This is a genomic window from Duganella sp. CY15W (genome assembly GCF_009857555.1).
Classification (GTDB): Bacteria; Pseudomonadota; Gammaproteobacteria; order Burkholderiales; family Burkholderiaceae_D; genus Rugamonas; species Rugamonas sacchari.
Genome location: NZ_WWCQ01000004.1, coordinates 305,215 through 322,511, shown reverse-complemented (window position 1 = coordinate 322,511; position 17,297 = coordinate 305,215). Strand labels below are relative to the sequence as shown.

The window sequence follows — 17,297 nt, the reverse complement described above, 5'->3', positions numbered from 1 at the left end:
GGTAACGCAGATGCACCTCACCCTTGCTCAAATGGCTATCACGGCGCTGCTGATTGCGCTGCTGCCGGCCGCCATCGTCTGGACTTCATCGGACGCCAGTAAGTACCGCAAGCTGGTGTGGGTCTGCGTGTTCCTGACGTTCGACCTGATCGTGTTTGGTGCCTTCACGCGCCTGACCGATTCCGGCCTTGGCTGCCCGGACTGGCCGGGCTGCTATGGCGCCGCCAACCCGTTCCTGGCGCATGAGCAGATCGTGGCGGCCGAGGCGCTGATGCCGACCGGCCCGGTCACGGTGGTGAAGGCGTGGATCGAGATGATCCACCGCTACCTGGCCATGACCATCGGCGTGCTGATTGTCGCAATGATGGCGCAGTCCTGGTATCAATGGCGCAAGACGCGGCGTATCGAATACGCGCCTTGGCTGCCGACCGCCCTGTTTTTCTTCGTCTGCCTGCAGGGCGCGTTTGGCGCCTGGACCGTGACGCTGAAGCTGCAGCCGGTGATCGTCACCATCCACCTGCTGCTAGGCATGGGCTTGCTGTCCATGCTGGTGTGGTACGGCGGCCGCCAGAACCATCTGATCGCGCCGCGCACCGTGGTCAGCGCCTCGCCGCCGGCCATGCGCAACATCCGCATCCTGGCGGGCGTGACGGCCGCGCTGCTGCTGGCGCAGCTGGCGCTGGGCGGCTGGACCAGCACCAATTACGCGACGCTGGCGTGTACCGATTTCCCGCTGTGCGGCGGCCAGGTGATCCCGGACATGGACTTCGAACACGGCTTCACATTGTGGCGCGAGCTGGGCAAGACGGCCGCCGGCCACTACCTGCCATTCCAGGCGCTGACCGCGATCCACTGGGTGCACCGCAATTTCGGCATCATCGTGGCGCTGGTGGCGGGCTATACGGCGTGGCGTGCGTGGGGGCATGATGTGCTGCATAAAACCGCCCGCAACATCGCGCTGGCGCTGGCGGCGCAGATCCTGACGGGCATCGCCACCATCTACCTGAGCTTCCCGCTGACGATCGCCGTCTTGCACAACGCCGGGGCGGCGCTGCTGGTACTTTTGCTGACCATGTTAAACTACAAGGCTAAGTACCAGTACGACATTGCAAAAAAGGCAGCATTCGGCGCCTCGCATCCCTCCACGTCGACGGTACGGCATTGATTAAGTATCGCTCATGACCACGCAAACCGTAAGCAGCAAACAGCAGAACCGCGCCTCGCAATTTTGGGCGTTGACCAAACCGCGCGTCACCATGATGGCCGTGTTCTGTGCCGTCATCGGCATGTTCCTTGGCACCTCGGATGGCCTGCCGTCGCTGTCGCTGGTGCTGTACGCAACCGTCGGCATCTGGCTGCTCACGGGCGCGGCATTTGCCGTCAACTGCCTGGCCGAGCGCGAGATTGATGCGCGCATGGCGCGCACTGCGCGCCGTCCTATGGCGCTGGGGAATATCTCGGTGTCGCAGACCGTGGTGTTTGCGCTGGTGATTGGCGGCGCGGGCATGTGGGTGCTGTACTCGCTGGTCAATCCGCTGACCATGTGGCTGACCTTTGTGACCTTCCTCGGCTACGCCATCATCTACACCATGATTCTGAAGCCGTCGACGCCGCAAAATATTGTGATTGGCGGGTTGTCGGGCGCGATGCCGCCAGCACTGGGGTGGGCAGCCGTGGCCAATGACGTGCCGATGGAAGCATGGCTGCTGGTGCTGATCATCTTCGTCTGGACGCCGCCGCATTTCTGGGCGCTGGCCTTGTACCGCCGTGACGACTATGCGAAGTCCGGCCTGCCGATGCTGCCGGTCACGCACGGCATGAAGTTCACCCAGTTCCACGTCTGGCTGTATTCGATCGCACTGGCAGCAACCACGCTGCTGCCGTTTGCGGTGCAGATGAGCGGCCTGATCTATCTGGTCAGCGCGGTCATCCTGAATGCCGTCTTCCTGCGCCATGCGTGGAAGATCTACCGCCACTACACTGACCTGATCGCCCGTAAGGCGTTCACCTGGTCGATTGTCTATCTGGGCCTGCTGTTCCTGGCGCTGCTGGTGGATCACTACATCAAGCTCTAAGGCGTGACAAAGCGCGTATTTCTGTTTTGAACAAGATGTTATGCTGCGCGGCTGGTAACTACTTACTAGCCACATGCTTGTTCATCCACGCCGGAACTTTGCTGGTTTAACCGCAGTCGTCCTGTTGCACATGACGCTGCTGTGGTTTGCCACGCGTCCTGTGCCCAATCGGCAGACACAAGACGAGCGCGTGTGGATACAGCTGTTTCAAGCTGCGCCACCACTACCGAAGGCGGTGCCAGTCCAGACCATGCGGGTGCCAGCCGCGCCGACGTCACCGAAGCGGTTAGCAGAGGCCTCGCCAGCGACCGTTGTGCCAGCCACGCAATCAGCGCCGGCACCAGCACCGTCAGACACGCCTGAAGAACTTGCCTTGCTGGCCGATCCGCAGGCTGCACTGCCAGCAGACGTCAAACAGCAGATGCTGAAGATCGCTGGCGCCATTGACCGTGAACTGCGCGCCCAACAGCGGCAAGGCTTTAGCGTGCCCGTGGATACGCCAGCCACGCGGCTGGCCAAAGGCATGGCCGCAGCCCATGCGGCGGTCAAACCGAAATGGTATGAGGCCGCCCGCGTCGAACTGTTCAGCGCGCCCAACGACCCCAAGCGCATCTACCGCGTCATCACCGCCACTGGCGAGTACTGCCTGTTTTATCCCGACAAAGGCAGCATTTCGGCCAACAGCAATCCCAAATCAGGCTGGGCCAGTTTCGGTCAGCCGACCGCATCAAACTGCCCGATTCCGTTTTAACCCACTTGCACCTGTTTATCTGAAATCCCTATGAGTACAAAGATGTTTACAACTTCTAGCGTCAGCCGGGCAATCTGTTTTTCGATGTTCATTGCACTAAGCACTCAAGCTGCCCAGGTCTCTGAAGGAGGATCGGCATCCATTGGCGACTTCAAAGTGACTTGTGGATCAGGCCTCCTTCCTTTGGTGCTAGACGGTGATCTCAAGGGCGCGGTGGAGGTGCCGCTCGGTAAAGTCTCCTTCTCTGGCCGGCGCGTACGTTTGGGTTACTGTGGTTATCCCGTTGTCGGGAGCAATCCCTCGCTGGTCAATACCGGTAGGCGAACGGCTGGGGCCGACCCGACCTCGTTCGTTACCAGCCGAAACGGCTTCCAGCTTTCGTGTCTGAATGGCGAGTTGCCGTTTGTATTGAAAGGAAGTGCGGAAGGTTCGCTGAGCACCAGCAAGGGAGTGGTTAGTTTGCATGGCGATCACAACGACGTTGCTGTCTGCCTCAGGACTGTATGAAGATCATAATTTTTAGCGCTTCTTTTTCAACTGTATTGCTGTCTGCTCTATTATTGCTTTTTCCTACTCGCCAGGTAGCAGCTGACGAGATTGTCGTAAGGCAGCCACCTCCATTGCCAGGGGTTTACAAGGGAGGTAATGCCTATGAATGCCCGGCGACCGAGTACCCCCGCGAAGCACAGGCATATCAACTGGAAGGTGAGTCGATAGTGGAACTGCTAATTGGCAATGAGGGTAAGGTTTATGGACAGCGTATCGCCACCTCCAGCGGTTGGAAGATGCTGGACGATGCTGCGTTGGCTACCATGTCTGGGTGCAAGTTTTCTCCGATTACCCGTGATGGAAAGCCCGGTACTTTTTGGAAGAAGTATTCACTGGTATGGCAGCTTGATGATTTCAGTCCGGGTAGCCGCGCGTCGCGTCCGATTCTGATAGCTGATTCATGTGCCATTGGCGATCAGGTCCAATTCATTGACAGCGCCCGGAACGCGAAGGGAATTATCATGCGTTTCCTGACGACTGATAAGGGGGAGATTGGGGGCATCAAAATTGAAAAAGGCAGTGGGAATCGGGACTTTGACGAAGCCACGGTCAGCTCTTTGAAAAGTTGTCGAGTGATGCCGAGCCTTCTTGAGGGAAAACCTGTGTATGGCACTGCCGCCGCTCAATATGAGATGGGCCGCTAAGCTTTTGTTTCTGGATTCATCTACCGGCTGCTTCATTGATCCATCAGGAGCGGCACTTATGGTGCGGTCACTTTTATAAATAAATTCCTATACTCCTATGTCCATTAGAACAATCTACACTGCGATCGGACTGTCGATCTCCTTGATGAGCCCCTACGCCCAAGCAGGCCACAAAGAAGACTGCGATCGTCCCGAATATGCGCAGCAGTACGCGGCGGGCTTTAATGGTGAGTTGAATGGCGCACTAAACAAATTCAAAGACCAGGATAAACACTATCGCGCCAGATTGGATGGGATGAAATCTGCGCTGATTAAGGCAGGTGCCTGGACAGATGCGGAAGCCTCGGTATTTATGGTAAAGGCCAGTGTGACTGATGACGATGCTAAATCGCTGGAGGCAGAACGCAAGAAAGCTGCTAGCGATTTTAAGGTGCAGCTGTTGTCACTGGATGGCGTTCCTGTGATTGCTGGTGGAAATAAGGCTGCTGAATTACGTGCCACCTGCTTGCTTGGGCCTGCTGCTATCAACAAAGCTGATGTTTTATATGCTGCGGCAGAGCGATCATGGAAGCTGCTCGAATCCAAGGTCGCGGCAGAGGCGCAAATGAAAAACGTCGCCTTACCCTAATTTGTACTGGTTCGACTTGGTTATGCCAGATCGCATTAGTCCAAGAATAGCCATTGCGCTAAAAATTATTCAAGCTGTACCCGCTAAACCACGCCGGTTAATTCAATCACGTTGGAACATGAAAATTCTAGGGCAGCGCACGGCCAATATCTTTCTTATCCACCTGGTTGGCGCCTTTTCTTCTTTTATGGTGTACATGCCCAAGCTGCGCAGCGTCAGGCAGTTACCCTTTCTTCTCAGACGTTATGCGAGGCACCGGGCGACGCCTGTGTGCCGCGAACCTATCGGACCAATGTATGGCATGGCTGTAAGAACGAGCCCGGCGGATGCTATCTGAAAATATTTGAAATGACTGTGCCCCTAGGCGACACCGTCCAAATTGTTGGCGCAGACCGCTCAGGCGCATGGATCAAAGTGGTCGCAAGATGGTGCACTTCTACGTGCAAGGAAACTTTCTCCGGCTGGCTGAAGAGGCAAGACGTTGCCTACAGCGTACTCCGAATAGCACGGAGTTTCTCTTTATTCCTGCGATGGAGGGCAAGTACTGCTGGGCGGAAAATCCGAGCGAAGTGGTCTATGGAGATGAGCGATGGAACTGCTTTCCATCTCCATTCAAATGATCAAGAGAGGTTTTGGTCTCGAACCTGCATTCCAGTGCTGCCTTGGCCTCAACTTCATTGATGTTTGCCTCTTTTTGGCAATCGTTGATAATGGCGACATATTGCTTAGATTGTCTCAAGCAAAAACAAGTTCACCTGAAAGACACACACTGATGAAAAAAGTTCTCGCCCTGGCATTGATTTCGGTTTCCCTACTGGCTGGCTGTGAGCGCGCGAAGGCGCCGCAGCAAGCCTCGGCCTCAGCCTCAGCCTCGGTGGCGGCCCTGCAGAAGACCGATACGGTAGTTGGTACCGGCAAGGAAGCTGTGGCAGGGACGGAGGCGGTGGTGAACTACACGGGCTGGCTGTATGTGCCAGATGCGCCGCAGCAGCATGGCGCGCAGTTCGATTCTTCGATTGGCCGTGCGCCGTTCAGCTTCCCGGTCGGCGGCGGCCAGGTCATCAAGGGCTGGGACGATGGCGTGCAGGGTATGAAAGTCGGCGGCAAGCGTACGCTGATCGTACCGCCAAGCCTGGGCTATGGCGATAATGGCATCGGTCCGATCCCGCCCAACGCCACGCTGATCTTTGACGTTGAACTGCTGGACGTACGCTAAGCCATGAAAAAACTCTTTGCTTTTGCCTTGATCGCGTTATCGCTGCTGAGCGGTTGCGGCGAGAAGCCGGCGCCGGCGTTCAAGAGCACCGATCTCACCGGTGCATCGTTTGGCAAGGACTTCGCGCTGACCGACCACAACGGCAAGCCGCGCACCATGGCCGACTTCAAGGGCAAGGTGGTCATCATGTTCTTCGGCTATACCCAATGCCCGGATGTGTGCCCGACAACCATGGCCGAGATGTCGGAAATCATGAAGACGCTCGGTCCGCAGGCCGACCAGGTGCAGGTGCTGTTCGTGACGGTCGATCCTGAGCGCGATACGCAACAGCTGCTGGCGGAGTACGTGCCGGTGTTCGACAAGCGCTTCCTGGGGCTGTACGGCACGCCGGAACAGACTGCCGCCGTGGGCAAAGAGTTCAAGGTCATGTACAGCAAGGTGCCAGGAAAGGATCCGCGCAGCTATTCGATGGACCACACCGCCGCCAGCTATGTGTTCGACAAGCAGGGCAAGATACGCCTGCTGATCCGTCCGGGCCAGCCAGTGTCTATCACGGTTCAGGATCTTAAACTGCTGCTCTCGTGATCGGACAACGCATGCAACAGCGCTTCCAGCCTTTTACCCGCCTTGCCGCCGTCATCCTGCTGGTGATCGGCTGCCTGATTGTGCTGCGGCCGTTCCTGGCGGCGATCCTGTTTGCCGCAGCCATTACGATTTCCAGCTGGCCGTTGTACCTGCGCTTGCTCGGCAAACTCAGGCAGCGCCGCACGCTTGCCGCGCTGGTGATGAGCGTAGGACTGACCTTGCTCATCATCGTGCCATTGGCGCTGGTGACGTGGAATATCGCCGGCAACGCCTCCGATTTCTATGACCAGATCAAGGACGGCCTGGGTAGCGGCACGCTCGATCCACCTGCCTGGCTGAAGGACATCCCGGTGGTGGGGGAGGCAGCTTACACTTATCTGGGCAAGCTGCTGCACAGCCGTGAAGAGCTCATGAACGTGGCCAAGAATTTGCTGGAACCGGCGCGCCGTTTGCTGCTGGGCGGCGGCATGGTGCTGGGGAGTGGCGTGGCGCAGGTCAGCCTGGCGGTGTTTGTCAGCTTCTTTCTTTACCGTGATGGCCAGGCCATGTTGCAGGCACTGGCTACCGGCATGGACAAACTGATTGGCGAACAAAGCGTGACCGTGGCCGATACCGTCAGCCGCACTGTGCGCGGCGTGATGTATGGCTTGCTGGGCACCGCGCTGGCGCAAGCGGTGGTGGCGGCGATCGGTTTCCTGATCGCGGGTGTGCCGGCTGTGGCGCTGCTGTCAGTGGCTACTTTCCTGTTCTCGCTGATACCGGTTGGACCACCGCTGATCTGGGGCGGCGCGACCATCTGGCTGTTCAACCAGGGCAGCACCGGTTGGGCCATCTTCATGTTTGTGTGGGGGATGTTTGTCATCAGCGGCGTCGACAACGTGGTCAAGCCGGTGCTGATTTCGCGCGGCTCCAGCCTGCCATTCATCCTGGTGCTGCTGGGCGTAATGGGCGGCGTGCTGGCGTTTGGTTTCGTCGGCCTGTTCATCGGACCGACCCTGCTGGCAGTGGGCCTGGGCCTGCTGCGCAACTGGACCGGCAACGCGCTTTAGAAGTTGATGAGTCTGGCCGCCAGTTCGGGATCGAGGTGGCGTTCAAAGATGCGCTTCAGCGTACCGTCTTCGCGCATGGCGTGAATGGTCTGGCTGAAGCGCGCGGCCATCGCTGCATCCACGCGCTGGCGCGACAGGATCAGTCCACCCACCAGCGCTTCCTTCTGCGGCGACCAGTCCATCACGCGGTAGCTGCCCGCCACCTGCTGATGCTTGACCAGCGGGTACCAGCCGACGCTGAGCGCCATCATGGCCTGCACCCGTCCCACTTTGAACAGGCGCAGCAGGGCAGGATAGTCCGGCGCTTCGTAGACGCGTCCTTGCGCGCGCAAGCGGTCCAGCCAGGCGTCGTAGACTTTGCCGTGGCGGAAGGACTTGATGACGCCGATTTTGATGCTGGGATCCGCCAGGAAATCGTCCATGCTGCGGACGCTGGCATTGACGTCCTTGTGCAGCAGCACGTAATTGCGTTCGGCGATGTAGGGGACCACGCGGGCGAATTTTTCCCGGTCCGGCGTGGCCATGGCCGATACCGACATGTCGAGGCTGCCGCCTGTGAGGCCGGCCCAGATGCGTACACGGGAATCGGTAGACGCTTCGATGACGCAGCCCATGCGGCGCGCCACTTCATCAACGACATCCTTGTCGATGCCGGTCCAGCTGCCGTCGGCAGCCTTGTAGTAGAACGCGCCGTATTCGTAGAAGGCGCTGCGCAGGTGGCCGCAGTTTTCCGCGGCGGCGGCACCGCCCAGGCCGAGCAGGGCGCTGCACAGGATAAGCCGGACTAGCATAACTCCTCCCTGGCGCCCCCAGTGCGCCGGTCAGTCCTGGTCGGCGTTATCCTCGGTATCGTCTTTCGGGATCACCTTGACCAGCAGAATGCGCGGACCGTTCATTTTCTTGGCGACGATATCAAAACCGCGGAAGCTGATGCGTTGTCCCTGTTTCGGGATATCGCCCAGTTTCAGCATAATCAGGCCGCCTACCGATTCTACCTCTTCCAGGCCCAGTTCTTCATTTTCTATATCGATGCCCAACGTGCGTTCCAGCGAGAAGATCGGCAGGCTGGCTTTGCCGATCAGCGTGCCGTCCGGCTGCTTGAGCCAGTCGTTCTCGTTGAGGCGGAACTCGTCGTGGATCTCGCCGACCATGGCGCCCAGCAGATTGTCCAGCGTGACGAAGCCCAGCGGGCGCTTGCCTTTTTCGCCAATCATCGCAAAGTGCGGCGCGCCGTCGCGGAAGCGGCGGAACTGCTCCAGCGCCGGGGTGCGCGCGGAAATCGTTTCCACCGGCCGCAGAAACGGAATCAGGTCGGTGATCGGTTTGCCGGACTGCATGGCAAAGAATAAATCTTTCAAGTGCACCACGCCCAGCACGGTGTCGCCATCCTTGTCGTAATACGGGTAGCGGCTGAAGCGGTTGCGCAGCATCGCGTCCAGATTGTCCTTGAGCGAGCGGCTGGCGCTCAGGCTGATGACCTCATTAATCGGGCGCATCAGATCGGACACCGACAAATCGCTGAAGTCGAGCGAGTGGGCCAGGATATTGCGTTCGTCCTGATTGAATTTTTCGCCAGGCTGGCTGGTACGCAGTATCAGCTTGAGTTCTTCGACGGAGTAATGGCTGTCGTGGCTGCCTTTGCCCGCCAGGCCAGCCAGGCCCAGCACCATGTTGGCGCTGGCGTTCAGCACCCAGATGAATGGATACATGGCCCAGTAGAAGCCATACAGCGGCAGGGCGCTCCACAGGCCAACCACCTCGGGCATGCGGATCGCGAGCGACTTGGGCGCCAGTTCGCCGACTACGATGTGCAGGAACGAGATGACGCCAAATGCAAACACGAAAGCGATGCCGTGCACCAGCTCGGGCGACGTGATGCCAACCAGCGTCAGCAGTGGTTCCAGCAGGCCGGCAAAGGCCGGTTCACCGACCCAGCCCAGGCCCAGCGAGGCCAGCGTAATACCCAGCTGGCAAGCGGACAGATAAGCGTCCAGCTCGCCGTGCACCTTACCGAGGATGCGCCCCTTGAGTCCCTGAGTCTTGGCGATGGCGCGCACGCGCGTTTTTCGCAGAGTGACGATGCCAAATTCAGCAGCGACGAAGAAACCATTCAAAGCCACCAGAAAGATGGCGAGAACGACAAGCAGGAAGTTTTGCATAGGGGCCGAGCGGCGGTTTTCCGTAATTGAAACCCGCATCTTAAACGAGTCGGCGCTCCGGTAGTGAAAACTACCGTGCGCCGCCATGAAAGGACATGGTGTTTTATGCAACTGCTTTCAGGTTATGGCCAGGCGATATCCACTTGGTAAGGATAGTGGTCGGAAGCATCCAGCACCACGCCTGGCGGATACGACATATGGGCCAGCGCGCGCGGCTTGTAGAGCAGGGCGCCATCCGGATAGCTGGCGATACGGTCGATAAAATTGGTCGCGTTTTTCACCACAAATGAGAAGAACAGCGTGATCTTGTCGCCATCCGCCAATGGGCAGACTTCATCCATGGTGGCTTGGCCGCTATCGAAGTCCGGCTCGGACCAATGGATGCCATCTGCCGAGCTGCGGTGGAAGATGCCACCGCCCTTTGGTTCGCGGTAGAACACATGGAAGCGGCCGTTTTTGACGCAAATGCCCGGTGGACCAGAGGTCGTGATGCCATCCCCCATCTGCGCCGATTTCCACTGCTCGCCGTCGCGCGTCAGTGCACGCATCAAGCCCTGCGGGCTCTTGGCGCCGGCGTCGATACTGACGATGCACAGCTGGTTGTCGAGCACGGCTGCGGATATGTCGTGACGCGTATCGATGTTGGTCCACTTGCGCTCGGACCAGCGGTTGCTCCACTTGTGATAGCAGATCTGGTTGCCGTTTGGATCGCGGCAGAACACAAACAAGGTGTTCTGATAGACCACCGGGCATACGCCGCCGGAGCTGGTGAAGTCTTTGCCTTGCGCATCCTTGGCCGACCATGTGATGCCGTCGGTGGATTCCATTTTGTACACCTGCTTGTTCTTCTGGAAGAACAGGTGGAGGCAGTTGTTGAATAAGACGATGCCTGGTGCGCCATCGATCTTGAGTTCCTGGCCGCCATCTTTGACCATGCTGTGTACCCAGGTCTTGGCGTCGCGGTCAAACAGGGCCAATTGCAGGCGGTCGTCCTGCTGCCGGACAGCGACAATGATCTTGTTGCCGAAGGTGGCTGCGCTGGGCATGTTTTTGGTATCGCCCTCATGCACCCAGTACCAGTCCGGGCGGCTTTTATCGTCCAGATTGACTTTCCAGTCGCGCAGTACGGTGGCGGAAAACGGCCGCAGCGCGGCCGCCGTTGGTGCATCTTTCATGTTTTTGACATAGACATAGTCGATGCAATCGCCGGCCTCGGTATTGCGGTCAGGACTGAAGAACTGGCCCAGGTTGTTGCTGCGGGTGTCGTCGGTGTACGAGGTTTCGACGTGCTGGTTGCCATGAACCAGCGTCCAGGCATCTTCGGCGCCAGCCTCTTTCAGGATGATGTTCATGCGGTTCACCTGCGCCGTGTCACGCACCCGGTGGATATTGAAGTCGCCCAGGAACAGCGCCGGCAAGTTGCGGTCGCGGTGCGCCACCAGATCTTCGATGTTGCTGCAGGACGGGCCGCCCGCATCGGTCCAGGCATGGGTCATATTGATTTGCACCCGCTTGCCGTCGATCGTGGCGACAGCGCTCAGCACGCCTTTGGAGGCGGCCCGTTCTTCGTCGTCGGTAGGGCGGTCAAAGACGTGGAATTGGACGTCGCTGAGCGGATAGCGGCTCAGCAGCACGACGCCGGAACCGGCCGCGCGGTCGGGGACGCCGTGGTCGATATAGTTGTACAGGTCGGCGATCAGCGAGTCGTTGCCGGTGTTGCCGAGTGCGCTGTACGGATATTTGTGCTTGAGGTCGGCGCAGATCTGATGCATGCGGTTTTCCGACCAGACTTCCTGCAGCGCGACGATATCGGCGCCGCTGTTGAGGATGCGGGAGACGATGTACTGGTGCCGCAGGCCGTCATGGAAAATCACCGGCTGTTTATAGGCGAACCAGGCGCCTGCCGCGACGTTGGAGCCTTCCATGAGATGGGTGTTGTAGGTCAGCACGCGCAAGCTGCGGGCTGCCCATAGCAGCTTGTGTTCGCTGCCCTGCTGGTTGGTCGAGACGGTCAGGTTGTTGGCGTTGATCTCGGCGATAAACTGGCGGCTGCCCGTCTGCGGATGGTCGCCCGTTCCCCACACGTAAGCGCCGCGGTGTTCACGGTCCTTGCCTTGATAAACGCAGAGGTTGCCATCGCCTTGCATGATGGCGTAGTAGTCGTTATTGGGCAGACTGGCCGGCAAGGCGGCCCAGAAGCAGCCGCCGCCTTGGCCGGGACGGCCGGTGTACATGCAGAGGTTGCCGTCGCGTTGCATGATGAGGTAGCAGCTGCCGTCTTGCGCAACCAGGGTTTCATTGCTGCGCAAGACTTGGTCGGTTTGCAAAGTGTGGTTCATCGTAGTCTCTCGTAATGGGTTGCCGGTAGGGGAAGCGCCACCGGCTGAGGCGCGCATGCCTTCTTTTGCAAACCCCGTGCCATGCAACAAGGCCTGGTTTTTGTGGTCAAATACGCGCTTTCAGTTGTAAATGCCATGCGGGTTGACATGTCAACGCCAGGTCTTTACATCCTCTTTACACTTCATGGAATGCCATGCAGAACTCGGACTTCACGCTGACGTCGCCCATTTATGACGCCACGCCCCATCGTCATCCTTTGCTGGCGATTACCATCGCCTGGCATCCCGACCACACCCGCGTCGGCGAGCAGCATGTGGTCGCCACGCCGGTGACGGGGCTGGCGCTGTCGCGTTATTTGCCGTTGTTCCGTGCGCCGGGCGGCGAAGGCGCTGGCCTCGGTTATGGCGGCATTTCGCGCCAGCCGCTGACCATCGCGCAGCACGGAAGCGGCCTGGTACTGACGCCGCCGGTGAGCCGCATGGCGATACAAATCGATAGCCTGGAGATGGATGGTCCCGCCCATCTGAGCGCTGAGCAGATCGAGCGCGGCGTGGTGATTTGTCTCGGTGGCGCGGTACTGTTATGCCTGCACTGGATGCACTGTCTGCCGCAAGCGGATAGCGTGCCTGGTCTGCTCGGCGTCGGGGGCGCGGCAATCCGTCTGCGGGCCTTGATACGCCACGTAGCGGGCACCGGCAGCAATGTGCTGCTGCTGGGAGAGACCGGCACTGGCAAGGAAGTGGCGGCGCGCGCAATCCACGCACTGAGCCAGCGGGCGCACGCGCCTTTGGTGACGGTCAATATGGCGGCGTTGAACGAATCACTGGCGGCGTCTGATCTGTTTGGCGCCAGCCGTGGCGCCTATAGTGGCGCGCATACGGCGCGTGAAGGTCTGTTCACCGAAGCACAAGGGGCGACGCTGTTTCTGGACGAGATAGGCAATACGCCTGCGCCGGTGCAGCCGATGCTGTTGCGGGTCCTGGAGACCGGGGATTACCGGCCGCTGGGAGGACAGCGCGACCTGCACTCGACGGCCCGCCTGATTGCCGCCACCGACCAGGATTTATATGGCGGCGAATTCAATGTGGCGCTGTTGCGGCGGCTGGAGAGCTGCGTGATCAGCCTGCCACCATTGCGTGCGCGGCGCGAGGATATCGGCGTGCTGATGGTACATCTGCTCAAGCAGGCCGATGCGGCGGCGGTGGAACTCCCGGCGGGGCTGGTTGCAGGCTTTCTCTGCTACGACTGGCCGGGCAATATCCGCCAGCTGGCGCATGCGCTGCAGCGCGCGCTGATGTCGTTGCGGCTGGGGGACATGCCGCAGTTCGCAGCACTGGTGGATGCGCGGCCAGTGTCCAGTGTGGCGCAAGCCACGGCGGGGACGCCACCGGCGCCTGGCCTGCGCAGGCGGCTGAGCGAGGTCGGCAATGAACAAGTGCTGAAAGCGATGCAGGACAGTGGCTGGTATATTCAGGCGGCCGCGCAATTGCTGGGCGTATCGCGGCCGTCGATGTACAAGCTGCTGGCGGCGCATCCGCAGATCCGGCGCGTGGAACAGATTGCGCCGGAGGCGTTGCATGCAGCGTGGACGGCCAGCGGTGGCGACCTGGCGGCCTGTGCCGCCGAGGTGCAAACGCCCGTGGAAGCGCTGCGCCGCCACGTTCAAGGCCTGGGCTGGCTAGGTTGAGCCAGGATCAGCCGGGCCGGTGCCGACATGAAATTCCGGGTCGAAACTTTTGTGGCGCGTCCCGCACTCGATATTGAATTGCCAGAGGAAACCGCTCTCCTCGTTGATTGCAATGCGGAACATGCCGTTCCGCGGCTGTTTGTACGTTACGGTCGACTCGTCCTGGTGTTCTTCAAAAGGACTGCTCTGGTTGCCTAAGATGCTCCTGTTTTTGAAGAAGATTTTGTGCGGCCCCGGACATTCCAGGCCGCAGCCCGCCAGCCTTATCCGGATGAAATCGCCAGCCTTCAGCACAGGCCGCTGTTTGGGCAGTGGCAGCGTTTCATCGATCAGGCAGTTAGGGTGGTAATCCGCTGGTTGCCATTGCCAATGTTCGTCGTCGGTGATCACTGCGTCATACGGGAATTTCAGGGACATGCTGTGCTCCGTTGGTTATGGTTGCTGGTATGCCGTGTCGCGCCGCAGCGCGACCAGCTCTGGTGTTGCTTCAATAAATTTTGCTGGATAGCCTAGACGCAAAGCACGGTGAATCGCCGCCAGCGCGGGTTTGCGTTCTCCCAGCAGTTCATACCCAAGTGCTGCGCGAAACTGTACCTCGGCGTCTTTTGGTGCTAGCGTCAGCGATTGTTGTAGCAAGTTGAGTGCCTGCTCGCGGTTGCCGGTGCGGGAGGCATACATGCCCATTTGCGAGGCCAGCGTGGCGTCCTGCGGAGCCCGCGCCAGGCGCGGCGCCAGCAATTCGATGGCACGCGCATAGGCCCGGCGGGCGTCTTCGGCGCGGCCAGGCAGCCATAGCAAGGTATCCGCCAGATTGGCCCAGCCCAGATAGTCGGCGGGATTGCCTTTATCGGGGCTGACCGCAGCCGCGAAGGCGACGGCGGCGCCCTGGTAGTCTTCGCGTAAAAACAGCACATTCCCCAGGTTCCCATACAGCCAGGCGCTCGGACGAACCTCCAGGCCCTGCTGCAGTATATGGAGCGCATCATCGATTTTATTTTGACTGGCCAGTGCCGCAGCGAGATTGGCATAGGCCACCACCGCATCAGGCTGCAGCTGTATGCTGTGGCGGAACGCCTGCTCGGCTTGCGGATAGTGTGCCTGGGCATAGTGGATAGAACCAATATGGTCGGCAAAGACCCGCTCGCGTGGATAGCGCCGTGCACCGTCTTCGGCGGTTTGTAGCGCGCTGTCATAGTGGCGCAGGCGACGCAGTGCCAGAATTTTGCCATCCAATGCGTTGAGGTTGGCCGGATCCAGGCTCAAGGCCTGATTGAAGGCAGCCAATGCCGGTTCGGGTTTCCTTTCCCAGATCAAGACGCTCGCTTGCGCCACATGCGCCAGCGCCAGTTGTGGATTGAGCTGTAACGCCTGCTGCGCAGCTGCGGATGCTTTGCGCAACCAGATGTCGTCCATGTGGTCACTGTTGTAGCGGAATCCATAGGCGATCGCCAGGCCTGCCGCCGCCGCTGCACTGCCGGGCGTATGTTCCAGTACCTTGGCAAAATGGGCTTCCGCTTCGCCGGTTGCGCCCGGCCGGTCCCACTGTTTGAGCGCTTGCAGGCCCTGCTGCATTTCCTGGGCTTCCGAATATGGCTCGAGCAGGGTGTGCAACTGGCCGGATGTGGGCAGATGGGGCGTGGCCAGCCACGCACCGCCCAGCATGAGCACCAGCGCGCCCCCCCACAGTGCCAACCGGCTGCGGCGCAACCGGGAGGGCGCGGCTGGCGCGAGCCTGAAGTTCGGTCCATCGACTTGCGCGAGCAGTTCGCGGACCTTCTGCATGGTCTGCACGCGCTTATCCGCCGGGACAGCCGTCAGTGCCCGTACCAGTTGCACCAGGGCCGGCCGTACATGGTCTGGATAGGGCCAGTGGTCGGAGCAGGATTGCATCTGTGCTGCGGCCAATGCCAGTCCGTTCAGGTCGGCGAACGGACGGCTGCCCGTCAGCAGTTCGTACAGGATCACGCCGAGCGCATAGATGTCGCTTTGCGGCCGCAGTGGCGCCCCTTGCAGGCGTTCAGGCGCCATGTAGGCGATGGTGCCCTGCTGTTCAGAGGGGTGGAGCGACATGGTGGCTTGCGGATCGAACTGGGCCGCCAGTCCGAAGTCGAGTATGCGGACCGTGCCTGAGACATCCTGCATCAGATTGGACGGTTTGAGATCGCCATGGACCAGGCCGGAGTCATGCGCCTCGCACATCGCGTCGGCCAGTTGCCGCATGATGGCCAGGGCGGCTTTTTCAGGCAGGGGCGCCTGTGACAGCAGTTGCTTGAGTGTCTGGCCCTCCACCAGTTCCATCACGATGGCCTGGCCCTGCGGGCTTTGCTCCAGCGCGTAAATTTTGACGAAGGCAGCATGCTTCAGCGACGCCGCCAGGCGCGCTTCCCGCAGCAGATGCTCCGAATGCGTTGCATCCCCGAAGTTCCTGAGGCGCTTGATGGCGACGCTGCGCTGCAGTTGATGGTCCCATGCTTCAAAGACCTCGCCAAAACCGCCTGCACCCAGGCAGGGGCCGATTTCGTATTGCACAGACACTGACAGTCCTTTTCGTCACATTCAGTTTGCAAGATGAAGCTGTGCTGCATGGTCTAGCACATCAGTCAGTGTAGCAAAAAAAATAAGACAAAAATACCGTTAATCGGGATCTTGCGCTGTGTATGAAAACAGGCCGGAGTGGACTTCGTTGAGGATGGCTTCGATTGCCGGGTGGGTGATTTTGCGGGCGTTGGAGATGGCATAGAAGTGCTCGCGCAGTTCGGGCGCATCGCCGACCAGCACGGCGCCGAACTGGTCTTCGATGTCCTGCGCCAGTGCGGATGGCGCGAAGAACATGCCCAGGCCATTGCGGCCGAAGGTGTTCAACATGGCGTTGTCTTCGAATTCGGCGACGATTTCGGGGCGGACCTTGCGTTCTACCAGCCAGGCGTCGATGCGGCCGCGCAGTGCGTTGTTGCGCGTCGGCAGCAGCAGTGGCGCACCGTGCAGGCTCTCTGGAAAGTTGCGACGGTATTTGCGCGCCAGGCGCTGTACGCCAAACAGTTTCATGTCGCTTTCCCCCAGCAGGTGGCTGAATACCTTGAGGCTGCCTCCTGCGCGCACGGTGCGGTCGGTCAGTACGACATCCAGCTTGCCCAGCGCCAGGTCGGCCAGCAGGTTTTCAAATTCGTCTTCCATGCAGACCAGGCGTACTTGCGTGTCCATGGTCTGGGTGGCTTGCAGCAGGCGGTAGGCGATCAGCTTGGGCAGCGAGTCGGAGATGCCGACAGTGAGGCGCATCTTGCCGTTATCCGCTTCTTCCAGTGCGTCCTGCAACTGCTCGCCCAGCAGAAAGATCTGGTCGCAATAGCTCAGCGCCTTTCTGCCCGCCTCGGTGGGGACGAGTCGGCGCCCTTGCGGCTCCAGCAGCTGTTTTCCGATCGATTGTTCCAGCGATGCCAGCTGCATGCTGATGGTTTGCACGGCCAGGCCGAGACGCTCGGCAGCACGTGTGACGCCACCTTCTTTGGCGACCATCCAGAAGAAGTACAGGTGACGAAAGTTCAGTGTGCTGTTTTTCATGGTTCTGTTTTTGCGAAGTAATACTTCAATTATCTTCTATTTTTCAAAATGTCGGA

The 17,297-nt window shown here is 59.7% G+C and carries 16 protein-coding genes; 10 read left to right on the top strand and 6 right to left on the bottom strand.

Going from position 1 to position 17,297, the window contains the following annotated elements:
- Positions 1-10 precede the first annotated feature (10 nt).
- The 9 genes from GTP58_RS21470 to GTP58_RS21430 all read left to right on the top strand — a co-directional run bounded on the left by GTP58_RS21470 (position 11) and on the right by GTP58_RS21430 (position 7,497).
- On the top strand, positions 11-1,165 hold the full coding sequence (locus GTP58_RS21470; RefSeq protein ID WP_229215685.1) for a heme A synthase: 1,155 nt from the start codon (positions 11-13) through the stop codon (positions 1,163-1,165).
- 13 nt (positions 1,166-1,178) lie between these two features.
- Positions 1,179-2,075, top strand: a complete 897-nt coding sequence (gene cyoE, locus GTP58_RS21465; RefSeq protein WP_072785354.1) for a heme o synthase — start codon at positions 1,179-1,181, stop codon at positions 2,073-2,075.
- 124 nt (positions 2,076-2,199) lie between these two features.
- Complete coding sequence (locus tag GTP58_RS21460; RefSeq protein ID WP_161079173.1) at positions 2,200-2,826, top strand: hypothetical protein; 627 nt, start codon at positions 2,200-2,202, stop codon at positions 2,824-2,826.
- 42 nt (positions 2,827-2,868) lie between these two features.
- On the top strand, positions 2,869-3,333 hold the full coding sequence (locus GTP58_RS21455) for a hypothetical protein (protein WP_161079172.1): 465 nt from the start codon (positions 2,869-2,871) through the stop codon (positions 3,331-3,333).
- A complete protein-coding gene (locus GTP58_RS21450) occupies positions 3,330-4,019 on the top strand; it encodes a TonB family protein (protein ID WP_161079171.1) in 690 nt (229 codons plus the stop codon). The genes GTP58_RS21455 and GTP58_RS21450 overlap by 4 nt, the downstream gene beginning before the upstream one ends.
- A 145-nt stretch (positions 4,020-4,164) precedes the next feature.
- Complete coding sequence (locus GTP58_RS21445; protein WP_161079170.1) at positions 4,165-4,647, top strand: hypothetical protein; 483 nt, start codon at positions 4,165-4,167, stop codon at positions 4,645-4,647.
- Positions 4,648-5,419: 772 nt separating this feature from the next.
- Positions 5,420-5,863, top strand: coding sequence for an FKBP-type peptidyl-prolyl cis-trans isomerase (locus GTP58_RS21440; RefSeq protein WP_161079169.1), 444 nt, complete (start codon positions 5,420-5,422; stop codon positions 5,861-5,863).
- Positions 5,864-5,866: 3 nt separating this feature from the next.
- Positions 5,867-6,448 carry an SCO family protein gene (locus GTP58_RS21435; RefSeq protein WP_161079168.1) on the top strand — a complete coding sequence of 194 codons (582 nt, stop codon included), beginning with the start codon at positions 5,867-5,869 and terminating at the stop codon, positions 6,446-6,448.
- Positions 6,449-6,459: 11 nt separating this feature from the next.
- Positions 6,460-7,497, top strand: coding sequence for an AI-2E family transporter (locus tag GTP58_RS21430; RefSeq protein ID WP_161079167.1), 1,038 nt, complete (start codon positions 6,460-6,462; stop codon positions 7,495-7,497).
- Here GTP58_RS21430 and GTP58_RS21425 read toward each other — a convergent pair.
- From GTP58_RS21425 to GTP58_RS21415, 3 genes are all read right to left on the bottom strand, one after another.
- Positions 7,494-8,288 (bottom strand): ABC transporter substrate-binding protein, encoded by a 795-nt coding sequence (locus GTP58_RS21425; protein ID WP_161079166.1) that lies wholly within the window; start codon positions 8,286-8,288, stop codon positions 7,494-7,496. The genes GTP58_RS21430 and GTP58_RS21425 overlap by 4 nt on opposite strands.
- 30 nt (positions 8,289-8,318) lie before the next feature.
- Positions 8,319-9,656 carry a hemolysin family protein gene (locus tag GTP58_RS21420; protein WP_161079165.1) on the bottom strand — a complete coding sequence of 446 codons (1,338 nt, stop codon included), beginning with the start codon at positions 9,654-9,656 and terminating at the stop codon, positions 8,319-8,321.
- Between the two features lie 122 nt (positions 9,657-9,778).
- Positions 9,779-11,995, bottom strand: coding sequence for an endonuclease/exonuclease/phosphatase family protein (locus tag GTP58_RS21415; protein ID WP_161079164.1), 2,217 nt, complete (start codon positions 11,993-11,995; stop codon positions 9,779-9,781).
- A 194-nt stretch (positions 11,996-12,189) separates the two neighbouring features.
- Here GTP58_RS21415 and GTP58_RS21410 point away from each other — a divergent pair, with 194 nt between their 5' ends.
- Complete coding sequence (locus GTP58_RS21410) at positions 12,190-13,683, top strand: sigma 54-interacting transcriptional regulator (protein WP_161079163.1); 1,494 nt, start codon at positions 12,190-12,192, stop codon at positions 13,681-13,683.
- Here GTP58_RS21410 and GTP58_RS21405 read toward each other — a convergent pair.
- The 3 genes from GTP58_RS21405 to nhaR form a co-directional block, all read right to left on the bottom strand.
- Complete coding sequence (locus GTP58_RS21405) at positions 13,675-14,100, bottom strand: hypothetical protein (RefSeq protein WP_161079162.1); 426 nt, start codon at positions 14,098-14,100, stop codon at positions 13,675-13,677. The two genes, GTP58_RS21410 and GTP58_RS21405, sit on opposite strands and share 9 nt — an antisense overlap.
- A gap of 15 nt (positions 14,101-14,115) precedes the next feature.
- Positions 14,116-16,218, bottom strand: a complete 2,103-nt coding sequence (locus GTP58_RS21400) for a serine/threonine-protein kinase (RefSeq protein WP_161079161.1) — start codon at positions 16,216-16,218, stop codon at positions 14,116-14,118.
- A gap of 99 nt (positions 16,219-16,317) precedes the next feature.
- On the bottom strand, positions 16,318-17,241 hold the full coding sequence (gene nhaR, locus GTP58_RS21395; protein ID WP_161079160.1) for a transcriptional activator NhaR: 924 nt from the start codon (positions 17,239-17,241) through the stop codon (positions 16,318-16,320).
- Between the last annotated feature and the right edge of the window lie 56 nt (positions 17,242-17,297).

Bases quoted from the DNA above. Each gene is read 5' to 3' on its own strand.
- GTP58_RS21430 (WP_161079167.1), top strand. From the start codon at position 6,460: ATGCAACAGCGCTTCCAGCCTTTTACCCGCCTTGCCGCCGTCATCCTG.
- cyoE (WP_072785354.1), top strand. From the start codon at position 1,179: ATGACCACGCAAACCGTAAGCAGCAAACAGCAGAACCGCGCCTCGCAA.
- GTP58_RS21410 (WP_161079163.1), top strand. From the start codon at position 12,190: ATGCAGAACTCGGACTTCACGCTGACGTCGCCCATTTATGACGCCACG.
- GTP58_RS21440 (WP_161079169.1), top strand. From the start codon at position 5,420: ATGAAAAAAGTTCTCGCCCTGGCATTGATTTCGGTTTCCCTACTGGCT.
- nhaR (WP_161079160.1), bottom strand. From the start codon at position 17,241: ATGAAAAACAGCACACTGAACTTTCGTCACCTGTACTTCTTCTGGATG.
- GTP58_RS21415 (WP_161079164.1), bottom strand. From the start codon at position 11,995: ATGAACCACACTTTGCAAACCGACCAAGTCTTGCGCAGCAATGAAACC.
- GTP58_RS21450 (WP_161079171.1), top strand. From the start codon at position 3,330: ATGAAGATCATAATTTTTAGCGCTTCTTTTTCAACTGTATTGCTGTCT.
- GTP58_RS21445 (WP_161079170.1), top strand. From the start codon at position 4,165: ATGAGCCCCTACGCCCAAGCAGGCCACAAAGAAGACTGCGATCGTCCC.
- GTP58_RS21420 (WP_161079165.1), bottom strand. From the start codon at position 9,656: ATGCAAAACTTCCTGCTTGTCGTTCTCGCCATCTTTCTGGTGGCTTTG.
- GTP58_RS21470 (WP_229215685.1), top strand. From the start codon at position 11: ATGCACCTCACCCTTGCTCAAATGGCTATCACGGCGCTGCTGATTGCG.
- GTP58_RS21435 (WP_161079168.1), top strand. From the start codon at position 5,867: ATGAAAAAACTCTTTGCTTTTGCCTTGATCGCGTTATCGCTGCTGAGC.
- GTP58_RS21425 (WP_161079166.1), bottom strand. From the start codon at position 8,288: ATGCTAGTCCGGCTTATCCTGTGCAGCGCCCTGCTCGGCCTGGGCGGT.
- GTP58_RS21455 (WP_161079172.1), top strand. From the start codon at position 2,869: ATGTTTACAACTTCTAGCGTCAGCCGGGCAATCTGTTTTTCGATGTTC.
- GTP58_RS21405 (WP_161079162.1), bottom strand. From the start codon at position 14,100: ATGTCCCTGAAATTCCCGTATGACGCAGTGATCACCGACGACGAACAT.